The organism is Salinivibrio sp. YCSC6 (assembly GCF_004916735.1).
Taxonomy (GTDB): domain Bacteria; phylum Pseudomonadota; class Gammaproteobacteria; order Enterobacterales; family Vibrionaceae; genus Salinivibrio; species Salinivibrio proteolyticus.
The window spans coordinates 528,605-553,241 of the sequence record NZ_CP039517.1 but is presented as its reverse complement, the minus strand read 5'-3'; the positions used below and the strand labels follow the sequence as shown (position 1 = coordinate 553,241).

Genomic DNA, 24,637 nt, shown 5'->3' with positions numbered 1-24,637 from the left:
ATGCTGACATGGCAAGAGATCGTCACACGAAGCGAACAAGGTAATGTGGCGCCGCGCCAGCGGGTGGAAAAATCAGATCAACAATGGCAGTCACAGCTCAGCGACGAGCAATATCGCGTTACGCGTCAAAAGGGCACTGAACGTGCTTTTAGCTCGGGCATGTGTACCTTGTTTGAGCCAGGCCTATACGGCTGCGTTTGTTGCGGCACACTGTTGTTTGATGCGAATGAGAAGTTTGACTCTGGCACCGGCTGGCCTTCATTCACTCAACCAGCCGAAGATAGCGCTATCGCATACCATAAAGATACCAGTCACGGGATGACGCGCATTGAAACCACCTGTGCCAGCTGTGATGCTCATCTGGGACATGTGTTTCCCGATGGTCCCCCTCCGACTGGATTACGTTTTTGTATGAACGCCGTCGCGTTAAAGAAACTAGATTAACCCATCTCTCCTCAGGTTGCCGAGCCGGTGCATGCTGGCTCTGCTATATTTACTCCATCACCATCAAGTGGTTTTATATCAAGCACTGAAAATGCTCATCATCGGCGACACCTTGTAGGAGACATATGGCATCCACTCTTTCATTCTCCTATTTAGCGCTCTGGGTCGCAGTTTACGGCGCCCTTATCTGGGTTGATATGCGATATATTGCTGTATTAGTGGATGTGCATACCTCGACACTGACTAATATTGCGAGTGGTCTCGCGGTCGTTTTGTTTTATCACTACGGTCGACAGCTATTCGTGCCATTTTTAATCACTAGTGCGCTTGGCCACTCTCTCGCCGCCACCGCTCGGATTGATGATTTGCACGTCGCAGTGTCGCTCTTATTTGGCGCCCTACTTACTGTTATCGCGTTTATCTCCGCAAGGTTATGGATATCGCGGTGTCAGCAATGCTTAGATAACGTGAGTGTCTTGTTTCGCTTTATTCTTATCGCTTGCTTCATTCCTTCAGTCGCAATGATTTTGCTCGTATCGGTGCCTCTCTATATAGATAACCAGCTCATCCCAGGAAGATTAAAGTTTCTATATATCGAATTCTCAATGACCTATACAACGTCTCTATTGATCTGGGTGAGTCTTTACACGACATGGCGACGAGGTGGGTTTCAATTAGATAAGATAAACAAAAAAAATACGGGCATGACATTAAGCGCTCTGATGCTCGCAATCGCGGGCTTTTCCTATTTCCCCGGTGCTATTTTTATTATCCTCGCACTACTAGTTTATATTGCATCTTCTGGGTATTGGCGAACACTGCTCGTTTCGCTTGTGATCCTGATTACTTCGATCTTAGTGATGGTCCCGCACAGTCTAGGCGCTTTTGCGATTCCAGATCTTGATGATGGAATTCTGGCTTTATTAATTTACGTATTCACGACAGTGCTCGTTAGTATCAGTATATCTATCCATGCCTCAGAACTAAGAAACGCTGTGGCAGCTCGAGATAATTGGCAAAGAAAAGCTAGCCTTGATCCATTAACCGGCACCGTGAACCGCTACGGCCTACTACCCGAATTAGCCATCGAGCATGAGTTCGCTAAACGCGCACGTTACTTTTACACAGTAGCGGTTATCGATATTGACCACTTTAAACAGATCAATGACAACTATGGCCACCTTGCTGGCGATCAAGTATTGAAAGATGTCGCTGGCATCATCACAGACACAGTGCGCCAGAACGATTTAGTTGCTCGCTATGGCGGTGAGGAGTTCGTGGTCATCTTTCGCAACACGCGCGCAAGCGATGCCACTCATGTGGCAGAACGGATCCGAGAACGTATCGCCGCTAGTGTTTCTCACATTGATGACCAGTCACTGGCCTATACCGTCAGCTGCGGTTTGGCTGAAAACCATACGGACGATATTCACCCAGAGCGTGTTTTTGACCGAGCCGATGATTGCTTATATCAGGCCAAAAAGACGGGGCGCAACCGTGTTGTTGTGGCGCCCCCACCCTAATATCTATTCAGCGATACCGCCTTCGGTGAGCTTGGCTGGGTCAAGCAATTGGGACAAATGCTCGCGGCCGAGATCCGTTTCTTCCTCCGCGACATCCAAGATAGGCCGGCCCTGTTGATACGCCTTCTTCGCAATTTCAGCGGCTTTAAGGTAACCCACAACTGGGTTAAGCGCCGTCACTAAAATAGGGTTACGGGCTAACGCTGACTGTAAGTTATCTTCTCGCACTTTAAAGGTCGCCACCGCTTTATCTGCTAGCAGATGAGCTGCATTCGCCAATAGACGAATACTTTGCAGTAAGTTAGCAGCAATCACAGGCAACATCACGTTCAGCTCAAAATTCCCCGACTGCCCCGCCACCGTGATGGTAGTGTCGTTGCCCATCACTTGCGCTGCAACCATTGCAGCGGACTCTGGAATAACAGGATTCACTTTCCCCGGCATAATAGACGATCCCGGCTGTAACCCCTCTAGCTCAATTTCTCCGAGCCCGGCGAGTGGGCCCGAGTTCATCCAACGTAAATCATTGCTCAGTTTCATGACCGCAACCGCGGTTGTCTTTAACTGGCCGTGCAATGCCACCAGCGCATCTTGGCTACCAATCGCAAAAAAGGGATTCTCGCTCGCCGTGAATGAGGAGTGGCTACACGCACAGACTGCGTTGGCAAAACGTTCGGCAAATAATGGATGAGCATTGATTCCCGTCCCTACTGCCGTGCCACCCTGAGCCAGTGCGCGCACCGATGATAGGCTTTGGGTAATTTGTACCATCGCGTGTTCGAGCTGTTGAGTCCAAGCATCTAGCTCTTGGCCAAGAGTCACAGGCATCGCATCCATCAAGTGGGTGCGACCCGTTTTCACGATATGACCGACTGTGCGTTTCTTTTCCTGTAACGCGTCACGTAAATGCGCTAACGCGGGAAGTAAGGCTTTTTCACAGCCTAATGTGGCACTGATCTGGATAGCCGTAGGAACAGAATCGTTACTACTTTGACTCATGTTAACATGATCATTAGGACTGACCGTTTCACCACACTTTTCAGAGGCCAACGTTGCCAGCACTTCATTCATATTCATGTTTGAGCTCGTGCCTGAGCCGGTCTGAAATACATCAACGGGAAACTGCACTAAATGCTCACCATCCATGATGGCTTCGGCACTTTGGCGAATCGCATGTGCGATATTGCCATCCAGTAAGCCCAGCTCTTCGTTAGCCGTTGCCGCTGCATGCTTCACCATGGCTAACGCGCGAATAAAATCCTCAGGCATTGTCTGGTCACTGACCGCAAAGTTATTCACGGCTCGCTGTGTTTGTGCTTGATACAGCGCATCCGCGGGTACCTCAACATTACCCATACTGTCTTTTTCGATACGTGTTTTCGCCATGATTATATCCTTTTCATTCGCCACACCATTTCGATAATGGTTATCATTAACATATTGAGTTCACTAAATGAAGTTAGTGACGTCATAGGCTGACAAAAAATTCGTGCCTCTCAGGCTTGCATCCCCTAGTATGACGTCACTTTCACCCATAACGAGCAATACCATGCAAGATGAAACCAGTACCAGTATCGCTAACTTGATTGAAGTGGTTGAGAACCAGATCGCCGACCAAGATCCTAAAAAGGTAGCAGAAACCTTGATGCGCCTGCGTATGACCGGCTATTCACGCGACGAAGCTATCGAGTACATTGCCTGTGCGTTAATGGTTGAGATCTATGATGTTAGCAATCACAACGGGCAGTTTACCCTGTCCCGCTATGAAGCTAACTTAGACACCTTGCCAGACATGCCATGGGCCGATGAGATTAATTTGGATATCGGTGAGTAAACCTTGATTGGCTTAGTCGCGACAGTGCCCGCCTAAAAACGCAGTTCAGACCGATTTTGTCTGCCACCACCCAATGCACATCGCGACTATACTACTGACAGTTAAGCTTATCCCCAGAGCTTGCTCTGTTCCTACGCTTGCTAATCCAATACCAATTAACCCGTAATAGAGCATACCGAATAGGGCACCAGCCGTACCGGCACAATCAGCGTAGTGGCGAAGCGCGTATGCGAGGATGTTAGGGATCGCAATCCCATACGCCATCACAACGAATATCATAGGCAGCACAAACCAAGGACTGTTTTCTAGTCTCCAAACCACAATACTTCCTACGATAGAGACGAGGCCAGACAATAAAAGTAACGGCTTATACACCCAGCCTCTTGCTAAAAGCTTCTTATTCACGATGGCTCCCATACCAATCCCTAGTGCTAAGATGCAACCTGAGTAGCCATACCATGAGGGCGGGATACGCAAAGCGCTAAAATAGAAAGGCGCAAGCTGATAGTAAGCAAATAAATTAATATTAAATGCAGCCACCAAGACTGCACTGAACCAGACATCACCATCCATCATTAAGCGCCGTAAAACCGGCGCTATCGGAGGAAGAGAGTTATTAGCCTTTAGGGTCTCAGGTAAACACTGATAGGCGTAGAGGAAAAGCCCTACAGACGTAATAGCCAGCCCAATAAATACCCCTTGATAACCAAGAAAACCTACCAATAACGCTCCAGCCAACACGCCAATAGCAGGGCTCAGTGCAATGGCAATCCCCATCACTGCGAACATTCGCGCCAATTGGGTACGACTATAGCAATCTCTAATCATCGTTTGCGTACCAACTGACCCAACCGCGGCACCAAAAGCCGCCATGACTCTGGCTATCAAAACAAGGCTAAAATCAGAACTAAACACGGCAAACAAGCATGCCATCGCATAGACCCCCAAACCAGCGAGCATACTCAGCCGACGACCTATAACATCACAAGCTCTCCCCCAAAAAACAACGCCAAATGCAAAAGCAACAAAGTAGCTAGATAAGGTTTGCGAAGCGATATCGGGAGTAACCGAAAAGTGTAAAGCAAGTTCGGGGAGCGCCGGGCTGTAAATCGTTTCTGCAATTTGCGGAAACATCATTAAAGCCATAGCTAAAGTCAGGCTGAAAGTCCGTGTTTGCATAATGACCTCTGGAGAAAACAATGAGGTCTTAGGCTACCAACATCAGCACTTTGTCTATTATAATATAAAAGACAATAAGTTTATAAAATAAGACAATTTGTAATGGCATGGCTCAACAGCGACGATAACTTTGATCCTGATATGCTCGATAACTCGGTGCTGGGGATCGGTGCTGACTTAACCTCGCACGACTCAGGCTTTCACTATCACCAAAAAGGCCAATTACTCTTTAGTCAGCATGGCTGTATGCGGATAACCCTCGCGAACTCAGTCAGTATCTTGCCTCCCACTAGAGTTGCCTGGATTCCGGGACACTGCGAGCATAGGGTTGAGATGCAACACACAGTAGGCTACCGCTCGATCTATTTTGACCAAAGGGTAATCACCCAATTACCTACTCAGTTAAGGATCCTGACGACGACACCATTACTGACAGCAGTTATGGAGCGTATTGCTCTTTCTCCGTTTACGACGAATTGGCAATGTGGCGCCCCAGCCAACCTTCTCGCTGTATGTATCGATGAGCTGACAAGCGCTAAAGAAGAAACAATGACGTTGCCTTTGCCGACGGATTATCGTTTATCGCCTCTCCTCGAAATGGATGTACTCCCACCGTTAAAAGAAGCAGCAACACGATGCGCCGCCTCTGAAAAAACGATCACGCGCTTGTTTAAGAAAGAAACGGGGATGAGCTATCAGCAATGGCGACAACAATGGCGGATCATTAAAGCGATAGAGCTACTCGCCGCGGGAAAAAAGCAAGGTGATATCGCCCATCGATTACACTTTGCCAGTGACAGTGCATTTATCACATTTTTCAGAACCATGCTGGGAGAGTCACCTCGCACTTACATGAAGATGAATCACCATTAAAAAAGCCGCTCAGCGCGGCTTTGATTTTTAGAGTGGATAGACTTTCTCAAACTCTTCAAGCACCACATCCGAGTGCTCATCAAAATGTAGGCCGTGTGTTTTGGCGTACTGGGAGAAGTACCCCCAATGCGCTTCGTGCCAACACTGGTAAGAGCCATCTCCCTCTCCTTCACGTGCCGCAAATTCCGCACTGACTTGGTTGAACGGGCAATAGCTCACCTGAGTGGTTTTGACGATACACACGGGTCGCTGGTGACCATTAAGAACAATCTTATAATGTCCTTTTTGCGGGATCACCGCACTTTTCTCTTCCAAAGAGCTGCGCAATCGGCAGTGGGCTTTCTTTTTATTCAAACTAACCAATGTCGCAACTTCGTTCGCTCTCACCGTGTGATGACTTAAGGTGTCCACCACCACTTGATCATCAGTTGGCCGTTGGTCCGCGGGAAGGGTCGCTAGATATCGGTGCCAAAAGGCGTTTTGTTCTTCAGTCATGGGTCTCGCCTTGATTATTATTGGTTTCGTTTTTTAAATGATTTCTTTCTGAACAGGTTCTTGGACAGCAGTAACGATGTTGATCATAACGTGCAGCCGCACATTCGCCTATGCGCTAGCTAACGTTTCTAGATTGCATTGTGAATAAATTCACACTTAAACATCAACTGAAGCCAATTTTGATCAAAAAAAAGCGGCCTTTTTGGCCGCTTGAGAGATTGATTAACCTTAATCGCTAATAAATGGCAATAAGGCTTGGTGTAGTCGGTCAATTTCATCAATGGTGTTGTAATGCATCATACCGATGCGGATCACACCGCCTTTGTCTAAGATATCAAGCTGCTCACACAGGCCTTGCGCATAGAAGTGTCCATTCCAGACACACAAATTTTGCTCGCCAAGTGCTTGAGCAACCTCTGCCGGCTCTGTTCCCTCTATGCGTATAGCAAACGTTGGAGTGCGTTTGTCGAGCTGATTATCGTCGGTAATACCATAAATACGTACTTTAGGATAAGCGCGCATCAACTGGATAAAGTGTGCTGACAATGCTTGCTCATGCGCTTGATACTGCGCATAGCTTGCCGCTAGTCTTTCTCGCAGTGAAGACGTCGGATCGCCCCATTGCGCAAGATAGTCGACCGCAGCAATAAAGCCCGCTATCGCTTCAAAGCTTTGGGTGCCCGTTTCAAATCGGCCGGGACCTTGATTAGTCGCAGGTTCTACTTTGTACGGTTTTAACGTCTGTACCCACTCAGGCGCGACATAGGCAAAACCAACATGAGGCCCAAAAAACTTATATGCTGAGCAGGCAAGGAAGTCGCACCCGAGTGCTTGCACATCCACCAAGTGATGAGGCGCGTAATGCACCGCATCCACATACACTTTGGCGCCCACTTGTTTCGCCATCTCCACCACTTTTGCCACATCGACCAGACTGCCTGTGGTATTTGAGGCTAACGTCACCGCAACCAACTTGGTTTTATCGGTCATTAGGCTGGCCAGATGTGCCATATCGATAGAATACGTCGATTCATCAACACGTACCTGTTTCACAACCGCACCCTTGTCGTGGGCCGCTTGCTGCCAGCTGGACACGTTTGAATAGTGGTCTAGCGCGGAGACAATCACCTCATCCCCCGCCTGCCAGTCTCGACTGATGGCGCGGCTCAACGAGAAGGTCAAGGTGGTCATATTGGGGCCGAATACCATGCTTTCTGACGATGAGGCATTCACAAAGGTGGCCGCTACATCCCGCGCGCGCTGCATAAGCTCGGTCGTGTAACGACCAGAAAAGAACTGGCCGCCCAGATTGGCGTTGTAGTGCCCTAAATAATCCACCATAGCGTCAAGCACTGCGCGGGGCACTTGCGCGCCCCCTGGGCCATCAAAAAATGCGACGGGTTGGCCTTCAATAATTTGGGAGAGCGCGGGAAAGTGGCCCCGAACAGCATGGGGTGAAAAACCTGCCGATGTCATCGTTACTTCCTTGTTGCTGTGAGTACAAATACATCCATTGTGCCCGGCTTCTGATTATCAACGGGCGTAATCGGCTCAGCGTAATGCCACAACGTACGATCATCAAGTGCCGCCATTTGCCCCGGTTCCAGCGGTAAGCTAAACAATGGTGCACTCGTTTTGTGACGGAACACTTGGAAATCTCCTCCCTCAATATTATCGCGGCCAATGCTCACAATAGCGATATGATCAAAGCCATCTTGATGAACCCCTTCTGGGGCAACCTGCACGGATTGATTATCCGCCTGAATACGAATTTGGTGGATTTCAATGTCGTTGTCATCGCTAAGCTGGTAAAGGTCGCGGAATGTCCGACACATGGCATGGAAGCCCGGTGCCTGAATAGTCTGGGGCTCGATATCCTCAAAGGTTCTGGCCACATCCCCTTGGAATTCATTGATGTCAGATGTTTGCATAAATGGGCGAGTCGGTAACTTCTCGATGCCCCCATCGAAAGCATGCACGATTGAATAACGACGCAAGCGATAACCGCCGTCTGCGTGAGATGTACCCGGAAGGTTATCAAACGAAGGCTGTAATTGTTTGATATGATTATCGTCCAGTTGATTAAGCTGCATGAGTAATGTTGACGTATTCATGGCTTCCTCCTGTTTCGCGACTGTGCCGCGCATTCAAACCAATACGTTTGAAATACATTTATTTAACAAACATGATACATCCAATCATCAACCATATACACTGTTATTTCCAGATCGAGCACTATATTTATCGATCATAAACCACTCGTTCAGTTTTTTTGTCTAAAAAATTTCGCTAAGCCGTTGAAAGGCTCCACCACAAAGATTAACAATTATTAAACAAAAGAATTAATCACTGCATAGTTGGTCTATTGCCCTATTTTAGAAGGTGGAAATGGGACAAAAATGTCACGAAAAGTTGCCATTCTGCGTAATTCAGAGGAATTTCATGTTCAGATAGCGTTATAAATCAAACACTCTGCATCGGTTTTTTTGCTCATCCTCTACACTATTAAGACACGCTTTGATGCGCGGGAGAGGATAGAATGACAAGGTTGAATATCCAGTGTGCTTGTGGCCAAGTGACGGGAGAAATTATTGATGCACAACGCAGTCAGCGTTGCGTTTGTTACTGCAAAGACTGCCAAGCCTTCGCTGAAAAACTGGGTTACCATACCGAGCTTAGGCCCGGGGGCGGCACAGAAATCCTACAAATCACACCTGCCCAGTTACGCGTGTACCGAGGGAGAGACAAGCTTTCCTGCGCGAGATTATCCGAAAAAGGGCTTTATCGCTGGTACACGAGCTGTTGCCATACACCGATAGCAAATACAATTAGTGCAGCTATCCCTTTTATCGGCATTATTAGCAGTTGTTATCACATCGAAGGCGATAACGAAGAAGAAATTGGCCCTGTCCGTTGGTACGTGCAAGGACAAGACGCACGTTCATCCATCCCAGAAAAAAATGTCCACCCTCGCTTTCCGCTTAGCTTAGTGATCAGAACTGCCCTCCGCATTGGCTGGGCACGTTTACTCGGTCACCATCGTCCCAACGCTTTCTTCGATCGCCAAGGTCAGCCACGTGGCGTTGTTTACTACCCACAAGACGCGATGATCGCCAAACCCGACAAACAGCCTCACCCTGAATAGAAAGGTTTCATCGATGGCAATTATCGGCCACACGATAGTAACTAAGCTTTAACTAAATCAATCTCGCATTTACAATAGCGCTGTAAAAACAAGCAATCCCCCGAGCGAGGTGTCCTTATCTACCTCGCTTCTACTCACAATAACGGACTTGGGGAGGCACCCGTGAGCAACACATCTCATTCCAATAGCCAAGACAGTTTCAACACGCGACGTACCCTACACGTCAATGGTGAAACCTACGATTACTTCCGTCTCGATGCACTGTCTGATCAATTTAATATCAGCCGCTTGCCCTACTGCCTAAAAGTGCTGCTTGAAAACTTGCTGCGCAAAGAAGACGGTAAGAATGTATCAGCAGAGGACATTAAAACCCTTTGCCAGTGGCAAGCTGATGATGCCGGTAAAGATCAAGTAAACTTCACCCCTGCACGTGTCGTGCTTCAAGATTTCACTGGCGTACCTGCCGTGGTGGATCTCGCAGCCATGCGTGCCGCCATGCGCGATTTAAAAGGCGATCCAGCCAAAATTAACCCGCTTGGTGCGGTTGATCTTGTTATCGACCACTCAGTCATGGTGGATGACTACGGCAATCCTGACTCCCTGCAAAAAAATACCGAGATTGAGTTCGAGCGCAACAGCGAACGCTACCAATTTTTACGTTGGGGTCAGCAAGCCTTTTCGAATTTCCGCGTCGTCCCCCCCGGCACGGGGATCGTACACCAAGTGAACCTCGAGTATTTAGCACCCGGTGTATTAGTGGAAGCGCAAGGCGGCAATAAGCTAGCCATGCCAGACACGCTAGTGGGCACTGACTCACATACCACCATGATCAATGGCTTAGGTGTGCTTGGCTGGGGCGTGGGTGGCATCGAAGCGGAAGCGGCGATGCTCGGCCAGCCTATCACCATGCTCATTCCTGAAGTGGTCGGCTTTGAGCTTAAAGGCGAGCTACCTGCATCTGCCACTGCAACTGACTTGGTACTCACCGTCACTCAAATGCTACGCGAGCGCGGCGTGGTGGGTAAGTTTGTTGAATTTTATGGCCCGGGTCTCGCTAAACTCCCGTTGGCTGATCGCGCAACCATTGCCAATATGGCGCCCGAATACGGTGCAACCTGTGGCATCTTCCCGATTGATGAAGAAACGCTAAGCTACATGCGCCTAACAGGACGCACCGACGATCAAATCACGCTGGTCGAAACCTATGCCAAAGCACAAGGCTTGTGGCGAGATGACGATGCACCGGTGGCTGATTATAGTGACACACTCCATCTCGACCTCGGTGATGTGGTTCCAAGCCTTGCCGGCCCCAAACGCCCGCAGGATAGAATTGCATTAACCGATGCCAAAACCCAATTCGATCAGCTGTTGGAAAAAGAGCAAGCGGCAGCAAATAACCTGATCGCCAGTTTTGCCAGTGAAGGCGGGCAAACTGCGGTCGATAACCCCAGTGTACGCGAACAAGGTGATACTCAAGTCAAGTATAAGGGAGAAACATTTACGCTTGAGAACGGGGCCGTCGTCATCGCAGCAATCACGTCCTGCACCAACACCTCGAACCCTGCCGTGCTTGTTGCTGCTGGGCTGGTCGCTAAGAAAGCACGCGAGCTTGGCTTAAAAACAAAACCGTGGGTGAAAACCTCGCTTGCTCCCGGATCACAGGTTGTCCCTGCCTATTTAGAGAATGTGGGTTTACTCGAACCTCTGGCTGAGCTTGGCTTTAACATCGTCGGCTTTGGCTGTACTACCTGTATTGGTAACTCAGGGCCTCTACCAGAGCCTATCACTGAAGCCATTCGCGCTGGCGACTTATTGGTGACTAGCGTGCTGTCCGGCAACCGTAATTTTGAAGGCCGTATTCACCAAGATGTAAAAGCCAACTATTTAGCCTCGCCACCGCTTGTGGTGGCCTACGCACTGGCGGGTAATATGAACGTGGATGTTCTGAATGAGTCACTCGGACAGGATAAAAACGGTAAGCCAGTCTACCTCAACGACATTTGGCCAACGCCACAGGAAGTCGCGCAAACCATTCAGACAGCAATGACCGACGGGCTGTACCAAGACAAATACGCGGACGTGTTTGCCGGTACAGACGCTTGGCGTCAGCTGCCCGTGCCTGAAGATGAGATTTACTCGTGGCCTGACTCCACCTACGTTAAAAAGCCAACGTACTTTGACGGCATGACCATGGCACTGCCTGAGATGAAACCAATCAAAGGCGCGCGCTGTGTGGTGAAAGTCGGTGATTCGATCACGACCGACCATATTTCACCTGCGGGGGCGATAAAACCAGATAGCCCTGCGGGCGAGTATTTGAAATCTAAAGGCGTTGAGCCAAAAGATTTCAACAGCTACGGCTCACGCCGAGGCAACCACGAGGTGATGGTACGTGGCACCTTTGCCAACGTGCGCTTGAAAAACCAGATGGCGCCGGGCACCGAGGGCGGTATGACTACCTACCTGCCAACCAATGAACAAATGAGTATTTACGATGCTGCGCAACGTTATCAAGCGGACGGCACGCCATTAGTTGTGCTTGCGGGTAAAGAATACGGAACAGGGTCGAGCCGTGACTGGGCTGCCAAGGGTACCAACTTGCTGGGTATCAAAGCCGTCATTGCTGAAAGCTTCGAGCGTATTCACCGCTCTAACTTAGTGGGCTTCGGCGTGTTGCCACTGCAATTTAAAGAGGGTGATTCCGTTGAATCACTTGGATTGGACGGCACAGAAGTGTTCGACTTTGAGGAGATCAACGGCGAGCCCTCGATCCTCAAGGTGCGTGCAGTTCGGGATGATAAAACCATCGAGTTTGACGTCAACGTCCGTATCGACACTGCAGTTGAATGGGATTACTACCGCCATGGCGGTATTCTCCACTACGTGCTGCGCCAACTCGCCAGCTAGTACTCGCACCGCTACCACAAAGGCCCCGCGGGGCCTTTTTTATTGCTTCGCCATCATGGTTTCAAACGCGTCGATCACCTGCTGTGTATCAATGGCAGCCATCACATGATCGCCTTTCACCCGCGTGCTCCATGCCAATTGCTCAACGGGCTTGCCATGTTGCTGATCAGCAAAGGTTTCATAAACACTGACCACATCCGCGAGGTTGTTATAAGGGCCGGTCCGCTTCGGATTGCTATGCCCGTAAAGACCTAAGACGGGCGTGCCTTGCGTGGTTGCCATGTGCGCGGGGCCGGAATCGGGGGCCAGCACCGCATCGGCGCGTGCGAGCACCGCAGCTAATTGCTTAAGGCTGGTTTGTCCCACCAAGTTAACCAGTGGCGCGTTAGCAGCGGCAATAATGCGAGCGGCCAGCGTTTTTTCACGCGCCGCCGGTGAACCACAGAGTACCACTTGATAACCTTTACCGACCGCGTAGTCGGCAAATTGGGCGTAGCGCTCTGGCAACCAGTTACGCTCATCTTTACTCGCGGCAGGACTGATCACGACAGTGGGCTTGTCACCCAGTTGCGCTTTGGCAAAGGCATGATCGTCTTCAGAAAGTGGTAGTTGCCACTGCGGCGGCGTAACCGGCACGCCCAAATATTGAGTGAAGGCGAAAAAGCTATCTAACACATGGCAAGATTGGGTATCAGGGATCCGTTTATTGGTAAACAGCCACTGTCCCTCTTTCGCCCGGTGGCGGTGAAACCCCACGCGATAGCGCGCGCCGATCCCCACAGTCAATAAGCTCGCGCGCAAAGCAAGCTGCATATGCACTAACGCATCAAACCGGCGCCCTTTCAGCTGCCGCCAGACGTGACGCATGCCTGCTAAGCCCGCTTTTTTATCAAACACCACTAGCTCCACCCCATCAAGCCCAGCTAAAAGCTGTGCTTCAACTTTACCAACCACCCAAGTGATCTGCGTCTGAGGCCAATGGCGCTGCACGGCTTGAATCGCCGCGACCGCATGACAAACATCGCCAATCGCAGATAGGCGTAAAAAACACAGGGAGCGTGGGGCGTGAGTAAACAGAGGCATAACAAATTCCAATTAAGTTATCGCGCCGATTATGCAGTTGGCTCGGTAAAATGTAAAATGCCAGCCTATCGATCAAATTGTTACGAGAATGTATTTATGGGCGCTAATACATCCCCCTCAGAAAAGCCACGAGGGCTGATACGTATCATTAAAGCCACTGGCTATTCTTGGGCTGGATTAAAAGCGGCATATCACCATGAAGCCGCGATCCGTCAAGAAGTTGTATTATTGGCAACGACGTTAGCCGTATTACTCTGGCTACAATTGCCTGTGATGGAATCTTTGATGATGTTCGGCGTCATTGTGTTAGTGATTATTGTCGAACTGCTTAACTCCGCCATTGAAGCCGTGGTCGACCGAGTGGGAGAAGAACGTCATGAGCTCAGTGGCAGAGCAAAGGACATCGGCTCTGCGGCGGTATTTGTCAGTTTGCTTTTGGCGGGTGTGGTCTGGCTTACCATTTTATGGCATCACTTTAGTGTCCCACTTATTCAATAACACACGTCGACATACAACCCGGCAACGCGCCCGTTACGTTGCCAATTGATTAACTCAACTGTGATGAGAAACCATGTCTTTTAAATCGCGACTTCAAACCCATAGCTGGTTTATTGCCATTAACGCCCTTGTGTTGATGGCAATAGCCAGCCGCTACTTTGCATTTCTACCGAGTTTTCCCACTGAGCCACTTGGCATTACCTTTATCGTGGTCAGCACCTTTAGCCAGATGGCCTTGCTTGCCGCCATTGTTGGCCTGCTAACACTCCCGCTGTTACTACTGCCAACCAAGGTACGCCAACCATTGCTCGCCTTGATAGCCTCGGTGGGTGTGATCACCCTTTTCATCGATACCATCGTGTTTGCCCAGTACCGGTTCCATATCAACGCCATGGTGCTGGATCTGATTCTCGCCGGGCAGATTGTCAGTTTCCCGCTGATCACTTGGCTGATGGTGATAGGTGGCGTGATTGCCTGCCTCGCTGCGCAATGGGCACTTCTGGCTGCATTATCACGGACACGGTTTTCTTCCCAGCACAAAGTCGGCAAAAAATTTGCGCTGCTCACGTTTCTGACCTTACTCGCCACCCACGGGATTCATATTTGGGCTGCGGCCTACGCGTACCAACCCGTGACAACGGTGAAACGTTATTTGCCACTTTTCTATCCAGCCACGGCCAACAGCATGATGCGCAAAAACGGCTGGATTGATGAACAAGCTCTCGCGCGCCAAAAAGCCATGGATGTAGATCGCGAAGCCGACCTGAACTACCCGCTTTCACCATTAGAAACCATCCAAGTTGAACAACCGGTAAATATCATGTTTTTGGTGGTTGACTCATGGCGCGCGGACACCTTCAATGCTGACAACACGCCCAATCTTTGGGCACTGGCACAAAATGGTCGTACCTATTCACATCATCTTGCAACGGGGAACGCCACCCGTACCGGCATTTTTGGCCTGTTTTATGGCATGCCTGGCACCTATTGGCACAGCTTTCTTGCCAATCAACAATCACCGGTATTGATGGATCGTCTACAGGCACTCGATTATCAACTGGGTATTTTTACCGCCGCGCAATTGGAAAAGCCGGAATTTAACCAAACCGTGTTTGCCAAGGTATCCGATTTACGTAACGGTTCTGAAGGCGACTCTCCCGCCGAGCTAGACGCAGATCTGACCCAAGATTGGATCCGTTGGCACCAAAAGCGTGACCCCAATCGTCCCACCTTCTCGTTTTTGTTTTACGATGCGCCACATGGCTATGATTTTCCTGCGGACTTTACCCCCAAGTATCAACCAATGTTGGACGAAATTAACTATCTCAAATTAAATAACGAGACAGATCCGACACCGTTTTTCAATCGCTATAAGACCAGCGTGCGCTACGTGGATAGCTTGGTGGCCAAGGTCATTGAGGAGCTAAAACAAAGCGGAGAGTTCGATAATACCTTGATTGTTGTTACCGGCGATCACGGCCAAGAAATGAACGACAACCAACTGAATTTTTGGGGGCACAACAGTAACTTTACTGACCCACAAATTCATGTGCCTTTCGCGATGATAGGCCCCGGCATCGATGCAAAGCAGATCGATACCGGCAAGCAGCTAACCAGCCACCAAGATGTTGCGCCCACCCTGATGAAGCATTACTTAGGCGTAACGTCCGATCCGGCCAGCTACGCGATTGGTCATGACTTACTTGCACCAAACCCTGGGCAAGATTGGGTGTTGTCGTCAAACTACAGCGGCTATGCATTGGTCACCGACGACACCATTTTAGAAGTGGGTGCGGGGGGGCAATATCAATACATGGATAACACCAACCGACCGATAGAAAACGCGTCACCTGACTTTGCGCAAATGGAAAAAGCCCTCGAGCAAATTAGCCGTTTCCGCTAGTCCGTTGTTTGCGCGTGATTACCCTTCACGAGCCTCTGTTTTCCAGAGGCTCATCTTTCCGTTTTTCTTCGGACTACAGCCAGTCAAAAAACTGCACAAACGTCTGCCATTGCACTGATGCATCCGCCAGCCGCGCCGGATAAAAACGCACGGTCTGGCCGGGTCGCGTTTGCGCCAACATGCTCAAGCTGGCACGGGTTAAACAGCCAAGCTTAGGATAGCCACCGAGTGTTTGCCGATCATTGAGTAGTACAATTGGCTGACCGTCAGGGGGCACTTGCACGGCCCCGAGCGCAATGCCTTCGGAGACAATACCCGGTTGCTTGCTTACGACGCTCGGTCCATTGAGCCGCACACCCATACGATCACTGTGCTGATCGACCGTGTATTCACCATCAAAAAATGCCGTTAGCGCCTCGGCGCTGAAGTTATCAAACTGATACCCCGGCACAAGCGCCAGTGGAGTCAGGGCATTGTAGTCAGGAATAAAACGTGTCGGTACACCGCGCACCCTCGGCAACAGCGCATGCGGTCGGCAAGGCAACACATCTCCTTTGGTGAGCGCCATGCCTCCCGCCTGTTCACCTAATCCGGAATACAGGCCGCCGAGTTGATTGCGCATCACCGTCGCGGCACTGCCAAATGCACCATCGACCGTCCAGCCGCCACGCACCGCGAGATAGGCCCGCAAACCACGGCGCGCGTAGCGTAAACGCAATTCATCACCCGCATTTAGCGTCAACGTCTGCCATATACCCACGCGCTGACCATTGATACAAGGTTGCATGTCTGCACCGGTGATAGCGATCGACATCGCGTGGTCAGCACGAAAACGTGCTTGACCCATGGTTATCTCGACAAGCGGTGTATTCGCGGGGTTATCGAGTAAATAATTCGCCCAAGCAAATGCGTGGCAATCGACCGGCCCGCCTTGGCTTAAGCCAAGCTGGCCCACCCCGTAGCGCCCTGTGTCTTGCACCAAGCTCAATACGCCGGGGTCGAGCACCGTTAATCCTGCCACCATTGACCTCCTGCCGCGCGGTAATCAGACTCTGACATCGGCTCAAAACAGACGGTATCACCTACATCAAACGGCATCATGGGCGATTGACGGGGATTAAATAGCACTTTGGGGCAGTTGCCAATAATTTGCCAGCCTGCGGGCGAAGCCGCCGGATACACCGCAGTTTGCTGTTGTGCAATGCCCACACTACCAGCGGGGATCTGATGACGAGGCGTGGTATGACGTGGCATGGCTATGGTCTCATCCACCGACGCAAGGAAGGCAAAGCCGGGCGCGAAACCAATCGCACAAACCGTGTAAGTTTGTTGGCTGTGTCGCGCAATCACCTCGTGTTCACTTACGCCGGCAAACTCGGCGACCGCAGCCAGATCGGGTCCGACCGAGGGGTGATAATACACCGGCAACGACACGTGTTTTCCGCTCCCAGCGTCACGGGTGACTCGCAGTGAGTCGCCTTGATTCATCACCCAGGTTTTCAACGTTTCTGGCGAGAGTAAGCGAACATTCACTTCCACCAGAACACTGGTGTAGGCGGGAATTAACTCAACCACACCACGGCCAAAGTGTTGCTGGATTCGCTCACACAGCGCGGATAACTGTGGGACTAAGGCAAGATCGATCTCATTGCCCAACCGGATCATTACCGTCGTTTCACTGACCTGCTCAACCTTGAGTGTCATGGTGTTAAGGCCTTTCTGAGTTGTTTTATCGCCTCGACCGATTGTAGGTTATCTCCATGCACACACACCGTATCCGGCGAAAGAGAGAGCGTTTGTCCCTCGAGGGTTGTCACCGTGCCATGTTGGGATAACTGCAACACCTGTGCAATCATCGCGTTGGCGTCATCTAACACCGCGCCCGGTTGATCGCGCGGCGCCAATTGCCCTGACGCCAGATAAGCTCTATCAGCAAAGGCCTCAAAAATCAGCGGCACACCAGCTCGTTGGGCAAGCTGGCGATGCTGACGGTTATCAGGCAATGCCAACACCATTAATGGCGTATTTGGTAGCGTATCAGCCACCGCAGCCAACACCGCTTCAAAGCAATCATTGTCCACCATCATGGTGTTATACAGCGCACCATGAGGCTTCACATAATCAAGGCTCGCATTAAAGCGTGCACAGATCCCTTGTAACGCGCCGATTTGATAGCGAACGAGGTGACTAATTTGTGCCGGGGTATGATCAATATGACGGCGGCCAAAGCCCTGCTTATCGGCGTAGCCAGGATGAGCACCAATACTCACATTGTGCTTCACTGCGAGTGCTACCGTGGCCGCCATTACATCAGGATCAGAGGCATGAAAGCCACACGCAATATTGGCCATATCAATCCACGGCATCAGCGCGCTATCCATTCCCATTGTCCACGCACCAAAGCTTTCACCCATGTCTGCGTTTAGTTTCATCACTCCCTCGATTTCACTGACTTTGCTTTACCTTACGGCTTTTTAACCCGCGGATAAACCAACAAAATAGTAAGGATGTGAGTCTTGTGTCGTACTCATAAGACTGATAGTTTAAACCACTATGAAAACGGTATTTGATACACACACTCTATTGATTTTTCGCACCCAGTGGTGGCGCGCGCTTTAGCGTGCCATTGAGTCTGGGTATTCATTGGCCGCCGGTAGGCAGTCAATGAATCGTTTTCAACTTCCCTGTCTCCGTCGGCCTTTATCCTCAAGGAGACAACAATGCACACCCCCTACGCTATCGATAAAAACGACGTTATTCTGACCGGCGATCGCGCCACTGGCCGCTTACATCTTGGTCATTACAGTGGCTCACTTAGCCAACGACTTGCCTTACAAGGACAATGTGCTCAAACCATTCTGGTCGCAGATATGCAGGGATTAACCGACAATGGCCATCAACCGAGTCACGTCGCCACGCATATTTTAGGCTTGGTCGCGGACTATCTCGCGGTCGGGCTTGACCCTGATAAGGTCACAATTTGTCAGCAATCCCAACTTCCTGCGCTCGCAGAACTCACCATGTTTTACAGTAATTTAGTGAGTTACGCACGACTGGTCCGCAACCCCACAGTAAAACACGAAATCAACGACAAGCAGTTTGGACAGCAAGTTCCCGTCGGTTTTTTAACCTACCCAATCAGTCAAGCTGCCGACATCACCGCATTTGGCGCTAACCTCGTGCCAGTGGGCGATGATCAACTTCCTATGATCGAGCAAACCAACGACATTGTGCGCAAATTTAATCACGTTGTCGGCGAGCCTGTATTACGCGAATGTCGTGCACTCACCAGCAAAGCATCGCGCTTGCCGGGTGTTGATGGTAAAAGTAAAATGTCAAAATCTTTGGGTAACGCTATCTATCTTAGCGATGAAAATGACACCATACGTGACGCGGTACGATCCATGTACACAGACCCTCAACACCTGCGCGTCTCAGATCCCGGCCAAGTCGAGGGCAATGTCGTTTTTACCTACTTGGATGCTTTCCACCCTGACGCTCAACACGTCGCCGAACTCAAAGCCCATTATCAGCGCGGCGGTCTGGGGGATATGACAGTGAAAAACGTGCTGACCGATAGCTTGATCTCCCTGATATCACCCATTCGAGAACGGCGAAAAGCACTCATGAACGCCCCTGATTACTTGTATGATGTCCTAAAATGTGGGCAGAAAAAGGCGCGTATACAGACAGACCAAACATGCCAGAATGTTAAGCGTGCGTTGGGCCTGCTTGTGGGATAAAGAGGTAAGAGGAGTGAGTGAAAAATGGCTTATATTTACTTACCAGTGATGAATCAGATAGTTATCGCAATCTCTTGTGCATAACGAGTTAGACAGATGTAAAAGATTGCAAGATGTTTCCCAATCCACATCAAATAAAAGGGCTTTTTGCGCGGCAAACGGAAAAAATGTCTTCCATACTTTAGCGAAATCGAAACCATAATTAACACAAGGTATCCGGTATGTTGAAGTTAATGCTGCGCGGAAAGCTCTTAGTGCTCGCCATCGTACCCTTGGTATTATCCATTCTCGTTACGTTGTTTATCACTACCTACTACGAGCGGGAGCTGGTCGACGAGAACATTGCCACTTTTCGAACCAAATTAATTGATGAGCGAAAAATGCAGCTTCGCGAAGCCACAGAAATTGCCGCGACTGTGGTAAAAAACGCACAGCAAGCGGGGGGCGATGCTACGCAAAATGTCAAAGACGCACTTCGCGAAGTGACTTTTGGTAAGGCGGGCTACTTTTATATTTACGATCGTCAGGGAACCAATATCTTTCACGCGCTGAAACCTGAAGTCGAAGGACAATCGTTAATTAACCTTACTGATCCCAAAGGCAACAAAATTATTGTGGGTCTGCTCGAAGCGGCGCAAAACGGTGATGGCACCTTCACCTACCTCTATCAAAAGCCGGGTACCGATGAACTGATCGAAAAGATTGGCTATGCCGATATGGTCAACAACGGCCAATGGATGTTGGGAACGGGGGCGTACATTGACGACATTGAGGCACGTGTTACCGATTTCCGTGAAAATGCAGAAGAGGCTTTAGCAGCACAAACTGCGCGAATGGTCATTGCAGGCATTCTTATTTTGATTGTTACCTTTGTCGCGGTTGCCTTTGTTGCCCAACGGATGTCAACGCCGGTGAAAGACATGCTGGACAACCTCAATGATATTGCCGACGGTGATGGCGACCTGACTCAGCGCCTGAAAATTAAAGGCAGTGACGAGATTGCGCTGCTTGGGGATGCGTTTAACCGCTTTATCGATAAGCTACAAACCACCATACGTAGCGTGGTGGATGTCACAGAAAAAGTGAGTCACACCGCACGTACGATTGACGAACAAACCCAGATGGTTGCCACGCAGTTACAGACTCACGATAACGAGACTGAGCAAGTGGTCACCGCTGTTACCCAGATGAGCTCGGCTGCGCAAGAGGTGTCACAGAACGCCACCCAAGTAGCTGATGCCACCAGTGCAGCTACTGACGATGCGCGTCACGCCCAAGAGAAAGTGCAATTCTCGATCACCTCGATGCAAGCGCTGGTCGAGCAAATGAATACCTCGAGTACACATGTGGATTCGCTGAATGAGCAGTCTCATAAAATTACTGGCGTGCTTTCTGTGATTGGCGATATTGCTGAACAAACCAACTTGCTGGCGCTAAACGCTGCCATTGAGGCCGCACGTGCAGGCGAACAGGGTCGCGGCTTTGCGGTGGTCGCTGATGAAGTGAGAACCCTCGCAAGCCGTACGCAAAAAAGCACTCACGAAATTCGCGAAATGCTGGATGAGCTACAGTCGTACGTCAATCAGGCTGTAGAGGGAATGAAGCAAAGTAACGATACCTGCCAACAAACCTCGGAAGCATCCAATGAAATTGGTAGCGGCATTGATTCGGTGAGTAACGCCATTACCCAAATCAATGACATGACCAGCTACATTGCCTCGGCTGCCTCGGAGCAAACCACAGTGACCGAAGACATTCACCGTAATCTGGTATCGATTCGCGACATTGTTAGCCAGCTACTCAACGCCAGTAATGACTCGGCACAAGCGGCGACTGACTTGAACCAGACAGGCGAAGAGCTCAAACGTCTGGTCAGCCAGTTTAAAGTCTAACCGGCAACACCAAACCAAAAAGGCGCTGATCACCAGCGCCTTTTTCTACTCCGCCCGCCGGCTTATCTTTCTACTTCGGGCAGCGCGCGCGCCATCAATGCACCCAGCAGGCCCAACGCCGATAACACCGCAATGACCACCATTAATCCCCACTGGCTCAACCATGCCGTGACGCCGCCCATAAATAAGAGCACAAAGCCAATCAACGTATTGCTAACCGAGACATAATCGGTGCGCTGATTGCCTTCGGCCATATTCACGATATAGGTTTTACGCCCAAGGCGCACACCCTCGTGAGCAATGGTCAGAACAAAATAGACGGCAGGCAGTACCCATGGCGAAGAAAATAACGCGGGATACCAGTAACTGATACTCACCACCACCAGCCCCAATAACGCCGTCACCACGGCAGCCATTATCATCACTTGGCGACTAGATCGATCGGCAAACAGTCCCCAAAAAGGGGCCGACAACAAACTTGCGATGCCGCTAATTGCGACAAAGCTTGCGGTGGTGATCGCCAGCGCTTGGCTATGCTGACTGGCTAACAGCACATAATAGGGCGCGGATAGGGCCGAACAGAGTAACAGTGAACGGGTGATCACAAAGTGGCGTAGGCGTCTATCATCCACCAATAAGCGCAGTTTAGACAGTGCATGCGTCAGCGCATTGGCACCACCTTCAGTGGCCCCTTCGTATTCATCCACTTGGCTGTAAACCGCCGCGGCAATCCACCAAAGCACTGCGCCGAACGCCAATAGCGCGCAATAGACCCACACATGCTGTTGTTCCGAGACGCTGAATAATCCGACACCAGCGGCAATAGTCACCGCCCCCGCCAAGCTTGACGACCATCCATTCAAGCGTCCTCGTTGCGGCTTAGGAATGGTTTTCCCTAACACATCTTTCGAAGCGACCGAGCACAAGCCTCGCGCCAGACTAAATACCACCAGCAAGCCAACAATGCTCCAGCCGGCTACTTGACCGGTTAAAAGCAACGCTGCGATCGCCATTGCTAGGATACACGCTCCTTGAATAACAGAGCCTGCCACCCATGCCCACTTACGTACCGCAAATTGGCGGACATAACCGGCGATACCTAACTGAGGCACTAACGACCCCGCCTCTCGTATTGGCACCAATAAGCCAATTAGCGCCAAGGGAGCGCCAACCGCGGTGAGAAGCGCTGGCAAGACAATTTTCGGGTTAGATACCGCGTCGCCAATTTTGGTGAGTCCTTGGCTAACGATGATGCGGAAAAAGTTGCCCGGAACCTCACGACACGCACTGCCATCAATGTCTTTACAGGCACGCGCATCTTCTTCATTAAATAGTTTTTGGTGTAAGTCATCCGCTAGTTTGTGCACACTGTCTCCCAGTCTTTTTTGTTTTTATTCTGCCCTTATTGGCAAGGCACAGCAAAATCAACGTGATAATGTTCATCATGGCGAACCCAAGACCGCCGCGTTGAAAACTGAATATGTCGCTTTAAATACTGCCCATACGGGGTATCGTACTGGCGATTAATCAGCATGGTCTGCCTGCCAAGTGGGTTTCGATATCGCGTATAAAACATGCGTGGCGAGCGGATGATCTGCCGCCAAATGAGGATGCGAAAAGGTAGAGGGAGCAGCCGGTGTCATCCCGAGTTTTTTCATCACCGCTTGTGAGGGCAGGTTACTCTCGGTGGTAAACGCATAAATCGCCGGAAGCTCAGCGTCCTCAAAGCCGATAGCAAGTGCTTTTTGTGCCGCTTCAGTGGCATAGCCTTTTCCCCAATGTGGCGACGCTAAACGCCAACCAATTTCAACAAACGGCTGATGGCCGAGGTCGAAGGTGGGCCGGTTTAACCCCACAAAGCCAATGAATTCCCGAGTCTCCGTCAGTTCTACCGCCCAAAATCCAAACCCGTTATCCGCCAGTTTGGATTGAATATGTGCCGCCATCGCATCACTTTGGGCGCGTGAGAGCACACTGGGAAAATACCGCATGACGTCTGAGTCTTTATTGAGTGCGGCAAAAGGGGGCAAATCGGACGCTTGCCATGCGCGTAGCGTCAGTCGCTCCGTCGAGTACATTGCCAATACCACTCCTCTCTAGATACAAGGCTGCACACCATCGAGCCTGCTACTGTAAATCTTTGTGGCGCAAGCGCGTAAGCCAATATTCACGATAGCGAAAATAGCAATAGGTCGAGGCAAACAAGAAAAACAAATACGAAAGCGAAAATATCAAAGGTGAGGTGATCAGCGCATGTTTTAACCCGAGCAGGACACCCGCCGCCGTCACTGCAATCTTAGCGACCACCCCGAGCAACAACAAAAACAACGCAAACTGGGGGTAATGGCTGCTACGAAACGTGATCCAATAGCAAGCACCCACCGCTGTACTAGCGACGCCCAGCCCAAGAAGATAAGAATGGAAGTGATCACCCGCCAACACACCACCGATTATGGTCAGCACGAGAAGAAGAATAAATGCCATGTTTCCTGCCTTTTTCTCTATTATGCCACTGGTTGGCTAAGGGTGAGAGTGAAGGCTTAAGAGAGTGCGACGCCGCTTACAGGTTGAGTGCACATGGATGAAAGGGTGCGGGATTTTACCGTCATGATGGCGCCGTAGCGTTGTGTCAGCGCATCCACGGTGATCACTTGCCCTTGGCGTTTTACACTAACACGCGTGCCATAGTCAGCCCCAATGTGTCCAGCGCCCTCATCCACGCTACCCACGTAGGTGAAACACTCAATCGCTAAATCCACAATCCGAAACTCGCGACGACGCGCACTTAAAAGCGCTACCCAACATTTTGCCGCCAGCACTTGTTGGGGCGTTTCTGCCCGTACTGCAAAGCGCCAACCTTCACCGTCACCGTAAAAATCCATTGGGAAATGACGCTTTATTCTCTTTTTATCGTTATAGGTTTTCATTGTTCAATTGTCGTTTTTTTCGTCACTATCAATGACAATCATCGCCATAATTACTGCATTATCATGCCCTATCGTCCAACGCTTGCCTAATCAAATTTACGCGACAATGCCCAAACGTCTAGCAATTAAACATGTAAATTATGAATAGCCTCGCAACCTTGCTTAGTGCAAAGCAATGATCATAGTTTTGT

Annotated in this window: 23 protein-coding genes; 10 read left to right on the top strand and 13 right to left on the bottom strand. The window is 50.2% G+C overall.

The annotated features are described in order from the left end of the window. Together msrB and E8E00_RS16330 are read left to right on the top strand one after the other, a co-directional pair. Complete coding sequence (gene msrB, locus E8E00_RS16335; RefSeq protein ID WP_069590400.1) at positions 1 to 444, top strand: peptide-methionine (R)-S-oxide reductase MsrB; 444 nt, start codon at positions 1 to 3, stop codon at positions 442 to 444. A gap of 125 nt (positions 445 to 569) precedes the next feature. Next, positions 570 to 1,967 carry a GGDEF domain-containing protein gene (locus E8E00_RS16330; RefSeq protein ID WP_096631823.1) on the top strand — a complete coding sequence of 466 codons (1,398 nt, stop codon included), beginning with the start codon at positions 570 to 572 and terminating at the stop codon, positions 1,965 to 1,967. Between the two features lie 3 nt (positions 1,968 to 1,970). On the opposite strand, the gene E8E00_RS16325 is transcribed toward E8E00_RS16330, so the two are convergent. Continuing rightward, a complete protein-coding gene (locus E8E00_RS16325) occupies positions 1,971 to 3,356 on the bottom strand; it encodes an aspartate ammonia-lyase (protein WP_096632752.1) in 1,386 nt (461 codons plus the stop codon). Positions 3,357 to 3,516: 160 nt separating this feature from the next. Here E8E00_RS16325 and E8E00_RS16320 point away from each other — a divergent pair, with 160 nt between their 5' ends. Continuing rightward, positions 3,517 to 3,801: a hypothetical protein gene (locus E8E00_RS16320; protein ID WP_077641331.1), complete on the top strand. Its 285-nt coding sequence runs from the start codon at positions 3,517 to 3,519 to the stop codon at positions 3,799 to 3,801. Positions 3,802 to 3,846: 45 nt separating this feature from the next. Here E8E00_RS16320 and E8E00_RS16315 read toward each other — a convergent pair whose 3' ends face one another. Continuing rightward, positions 3,847 to 4,980, bottom strand: coding sequence for a multidrug effflux MFS transporter (locus E8E00_RS16315; RefSeq protein ID WP_096631825.1), 1,134 nt, complete (start codon positions 4,978 to 4,980; stop codon positions 3,847 to 3,849). Positions 4,981 to 5,082: 102 nt separating this feature from the next. On the opposite strand from E8E00_RS16315, the gene E8E00_RS16310 reads away from it, so the two are divergent. After that, on the top strand, positions 5,083 to 5,853 hold the full coding sequence (locus tag E8E00_RS16310; protein ID WP_096631828.1) for a helix-turn-helix domain-containing protein: 771 nt from the start codon (positions 5,083 to 5,085) through the stop codon (positions 5,851 to 5,853). Positions 5,854 to 5,880: 27 nt separating this feature from the next. Here E8E00_RS16310 and E8E00_RS16305 read toward each other — a convergent pair whose 3' ends face one another. The 3 genes from E8E00_RS16305 to E8E00_RS16295 all read right to left on the bottom strand — a co-directional run bounded on the left by E8E00_RS16305 (position 5,881) and on the right by E8E00_RS16295 (position 8,462). Further along, a complete protein-coding gene (locus tag E8E00_RS16305) occupies positions 5,881 to 6,348 on the bottom strand; it encodes an ASCH domain-containing protein (RefSeq protein WP_096631830.1) in 468 nt (155 codons plus the stop codon). Positions 6,349 to 6,576: 228 nt separating this feature from the next. Beyond that, the gene (locus tag E8E00_RS16300; protein WP_096631833.1) at positions 6,577 to 7,824 is read right to left on the bottom strand and encodes a cysteine desulfurase-like protein; all 1,248 of its coding nucleotides are present in this window, start codon (positions 7,822 to 7,824) and stop codon (positions 6,577 to 6,579) included. Positions 7,825 to 7,826: 2 nt separating this feature from the next. Then, on the bottom strand, positions 7,827 to 8,462 hold the full coding sequence (locus E8E00_RS16295) for a 2OG-Fe dioxygenase family protein (protein WP_069590414.1): 636 nt from the start codon (positions 8,460 to 8,462) through the stop codon (positions 7,827 to 7,829). 425 nt (positions 8,463 to 8,887) lie between these two features. Here E8E00_RS16295 and E8E00_RS16290 point away from each other — a divergent pair, with 425 nt between their 5' ends. Next, positions 8,888 to 9,493, top strand: a complete 606-nt coding sequence (locus E8E00_RS16290; RefSeq protein WP_096631835.1) for a DUF6151 family protein — start codon at positions 8,888 to 8,890, stop codon at positions 9,491 to 9,493. A 162-nt stretch (positions 9,494 to 9,655) separates the two neighbouring features. Then, positions 9,656 to 12,400, top strand: coding sequence for an aconitate hydratase AcnA (acnA, locus tag E8E00_RS16285; RefSeq protein WP_096631837.1), 2,745 nt, complete (start codon positions 9,656 to 9,658; stop codon positions 12,398 to 12,400). Positions 12,401 to 12,439: 39 nt separating this feature from the next. Here the strand turns inward: acnA and E8E00_RS16280 are convergent, their stop codons facing one another. Continuing rightward, positions 12,440 to 13,483 carry a glycosyltransferase family 9 protein gene (locus E8E00_RS16280; RefSeq protein ID WP_096631840.1) on the bottom strand — a complete coding sequence of 348 codons (1,044 nt, stop codon included), beginning with the start codon at positions 13,481 to 13,483 and terminating at the stop codon, positions 12,440 to 12,442. A gap of 96 nt (positions 13,484 to 13,579) precedes the next feature. Between E8E00_RS16280 and E8E00_RS16275 the strand changes: the two genes are divergently transcribed. Continuing rightward, a complete protein-coding gene (locus tag E8E00_RS16275; RefSeq protein WP_096631842.1) occupies positions 13,580 to 13,981 on the top strand; it encodes a diacylglycerol kinase in 402 nt (133 codons plus the stop codon). Positions 13,982 to 14,054: 73 nt separating this feature from the next. Next, on the top strand, positions 14,055 to 15,884 hold the full coding sequence (locus tag E8E00_RS16270) for a DUF3413 domain-containing protein (protein WP_096631844.1): 1,830 nt from the start codon (positions 14,055 to 14,057) through the stop codon (positions 15,882 to 15,884). A gap of 73 nt (positions 15,885 to 15,957) precedes the next feature. Here E8E00_RS16270 and E8E00_RS16265 read toward each other — a convergent pair whose 3' ends face one another. Genes E8E00_RS16265 through E8E00_RS16255 form a run of 3 tightly spaced genes read right to left on the bottom strand, consistent with a single transcriptional unit; the run spans position 15,958 to position 18,316 of the window. After that, positions 15,958 to 16,908 carry a biotin-dependent carboxyltransferase family protein gene (locus tag E8E00_RS16265; protein WP_096631846.1) on the bottom strand — a complete coding sequence of 317 codons (951 nt, stop codon included), beginning with the start codon at positions 16,906 to 16,908 and terminating at the stop codon, positions 15,958 to 15,960. After that, positions 16,893 to 17,588: a 5-oxoprolinase subunit PxpB gene (pxpB, locus tag E8E00_RS16260; protein WP_096631849.1), complete on the bottom strand. Its 696-nt coding sequence runs from the start codon at positions 17,586 to 17,588 to the stop codon at positions 16,893 to 16,895. Before pxpB ends, E8E00_RS16265 begins: the two co-directional genes overlap by 16 nt. Further along, positions 17,585 to 18,316, bottom strand: coding sequence for a 5-oxoprolinase subunit PxpA (locus E8E00_RS16255; protein WP_371414246.1), 732 nt, complete (start codon positions 18,314 to 18,316; stop codon positions 17,585 to 17,587). Before E8E00_RS16255 ends, pxpB begins: the two co-directional genes overlap by 4 nt. Positions 18,317 to 18,604: 288 nt before the next feature. On the opposite strand from E8E00_RS16255, the gene trpS reads away from it, so the two are divergent. Both trpS and E8E00_RS16245 read left to right on the top strand, forming a co-directional pair. Further along, a complete protein-coding gene (gene trpS / locus E8E00_RS16250; protein ID WP_096631854.1) occupies positions 18,605 to 19,627 on the top strand; it encodes a tryptophan--tRNA ligase in 1,023 nt (340 codons plus the stop codon). A gap of 221 nt (positions 19,628 to 19,848) precedes the next feature. Beyond that, a complete protein-coding gene (locus tag E8E00_RS16245) occupies positions 19,849 to 21,519 on the top strand; it encodes a methyl-accepting chemotaxis protein (RefSeq protein ID WP_096631856.1) in 1,671 nt (556 codons plus the stop codon). 62 nt (positions 21,520 to 21,581) lie between these two features. On the opposite strand, the gene E8E00_RS16240 is transcribed toward E8E00_RS16245, so the two are convergent. The 4 genes from E8E00_RS16240 to E8E00_RS16220 form a co-directional block, all read right to left on the bottom strand. Next, on the bottom strand, positions 21,582 to 22,886 hold the full coding sequence (locus tag E8E00_RS16240; protein ID WP_096631858.1) for an MFS transporter: 1,305 nt from the start codon (positions 22,884 to 22,886) through the stop codon (positions 21,582 to 21,584). A gap of 156 nt (positions 22,887 to 23,042) precedes the next feature. Continuing rightward, on the bottom strand, positions 23,043 to 23,597 hold the full coding sequence (locus tag E8E00_RS16230; protein WP_069590436.1) for a GNAT family N-acetyltransferase: 555 nt from the start codon (positions 23,595 to 23,597) through the stop codon (positions 23,043 to 23,045). A gap of 49 nt (positions 23,598 to 23,646) precedes the next feature. After that, complete coding sequence (locus E8E00_RS16225; RefSeq protein WP_069590438.1) at positions 23,647 to 24,003, bottom strand: NADH:ubiquinone oxidoreductase; 357 nt, start codon at positions 24,001 to 24,003, stop codon at positions 23,647 to 23,649. A 56-nt stretch (positions 24,004 to 24,059) separates the two neighbouring features. After that, positions 24,060 to 24,446, bottom strand: coding sequence for a hypothetical protein (locus tag E8E00_RS16220; RefSeq protein ID WP_136588414.1), 387 nt, complete (start codon positions 24,444 to 24,446; stop codon positions 24,060 to 24,062). Positions 24,447 to 24,637: the final 191 nt, after the last annotated feature.

Excerpts from the sequence above, each read along its gene's own strand:
- E8E00_RS16245 (WP_096631856.1), top strand. The coding sequence starts at position 19,849 with ATGTTGAAGTTAATGCTGCGCGGAAAGCTCTTAGTGCTCGCCATCGTA.
- E8E00_RS16310 (WP_096631828.1), top strand. The coding sequence starts at position 5,083 with ATGGCATGGCTCAACAGCGACGATAACTTTGATCCTGATATGCTCGAT.
- pxpB (WP_096631849.1), bottom strand. The coding sequence starts at position 17,588 with ATGACACTCAAGGTTGAGCAGGTCAGTGAAACGACGGTAATGATCCGG.
- E8E00_RS16330 (WP_096631823.1), top strand. The coding sequence starts at position 570 with ATGGCATCCACTCTTTCATTCTCCTATTTAGCGCTCTGGGTCGCAGTT.
- E8E00_RS16225 (WP_069590438.1), bottom strand. The coding sequence starts at position 24,003 with ATGGCATTTATTCTTCTTCTCGTGCTGACCATAATCGGTGGTGTGTTG.
- E8E00_RS16295 (WP_069590414.1), bottom strand. The coding sequence starts at position 8,462 with ATGAATACGTCAACATTACTCATGCAGCTTAATCAACTGGACGATAAT.
- E8E00_RS16265 (WP_096631846.1), bottom strand. The coding sequence starts at position 16,908 with ATGGTGGCAGGATTAACGGTGCTCGACCCCGGCGTATTGAGCTTGGTG.
- E8E00_RS16290 (WP_096631835.1), top strand. The coding sequence starts at position 8,888 with ATGACAAGGTTGAATATCCAGTGTGCTTGTGGCCAAGTGACGGGAGAA.
- E8E00_RS16280 (WP_096631840.1), bottom strand. The coding sequence starts at position 13,483 with ATGCCTCTGTTTACTCACGCCCCACGCTCCCTGTGTTTTTTACGCCTA.
- trpS (WP_096631854.1), top strand. The coding sequence starts at position 18,605 with ATGCACACCCCCTACGCTATCGATAAAAACGACGTTATTCTGACCGGC.
- msrB (WP_069590400.1), top strand. The coding sequence starts at position 1 with ATGCTGACATGGCAAGAGATCGTCACACGAAGCGAACAAGGTAATGTG.
- E8E00_RS16300 (WP_096631833.1), bottom strand. The coding sequence starts at position 7,824 with ATGACATCGGCAGGTTTTTCACCCCATGCTGTTCGGGGCCACTTTCCC.
- E8E00_RS16220 (WP_136588414.1), bottom strand. The coding sequence starts at position 24,446 with ATGAAAACCTATAACGATAAAAAGAGAATAAAGCGTCATTTCCCAATG.
- E8E00_RS16305 (WP_096631830.1), bottom strand. The coding sequence starts at position 6,348 with ATGACTGAAGAACAAAACGCCTTTTGGCACCGATATCTAGCGACCCTT.
- E8E00_RS16270 (WP_096631844.1), top strand. The coding sequence starts at position 14,055 with ATGTCTTTTAAATCGCGACTTCAAACCCATAGCTGGTTTATTGCCATT.
- E8E00_RS16230 (WP_069590436.1), bottom strand. The coding sequence starts at position 23,597 with ATGTACTCGACGGAGCGACTGACGCTACGCGCATGGCAAGCGTCCGAT.
- E8E00_RS16315 (WP_096631825.1), bottom strand. The coding sequence starts at position 4,980 with ATGCAAACACGGACTTTCAGCCTGACTTTAGCTATGGCTTTAATGATG.
- E8E00_RS16255 (WP_371414246.1), bottom strand. The coding sequence starts at position 18,316 with ATGAAACTAAACGCAGACATGGGTGAAAGCTTTGGTGCGTGGACAATG.
- E8E00_RS16275 (WP_096631842.1), top strand. The coding sequence starts at position 13,580 with ATGGGCGCTAATACATCCCCCTCAGAAAAGCCACGAGGGCTGATACGT.
- E8E00_RS16320 (WP_077641331.1), top strand. The coding sequence starts at position 3,517 with ATGCAAGATGAAACCAGTACCAGTATCGCTAACTTGATTGAAGTGGTT.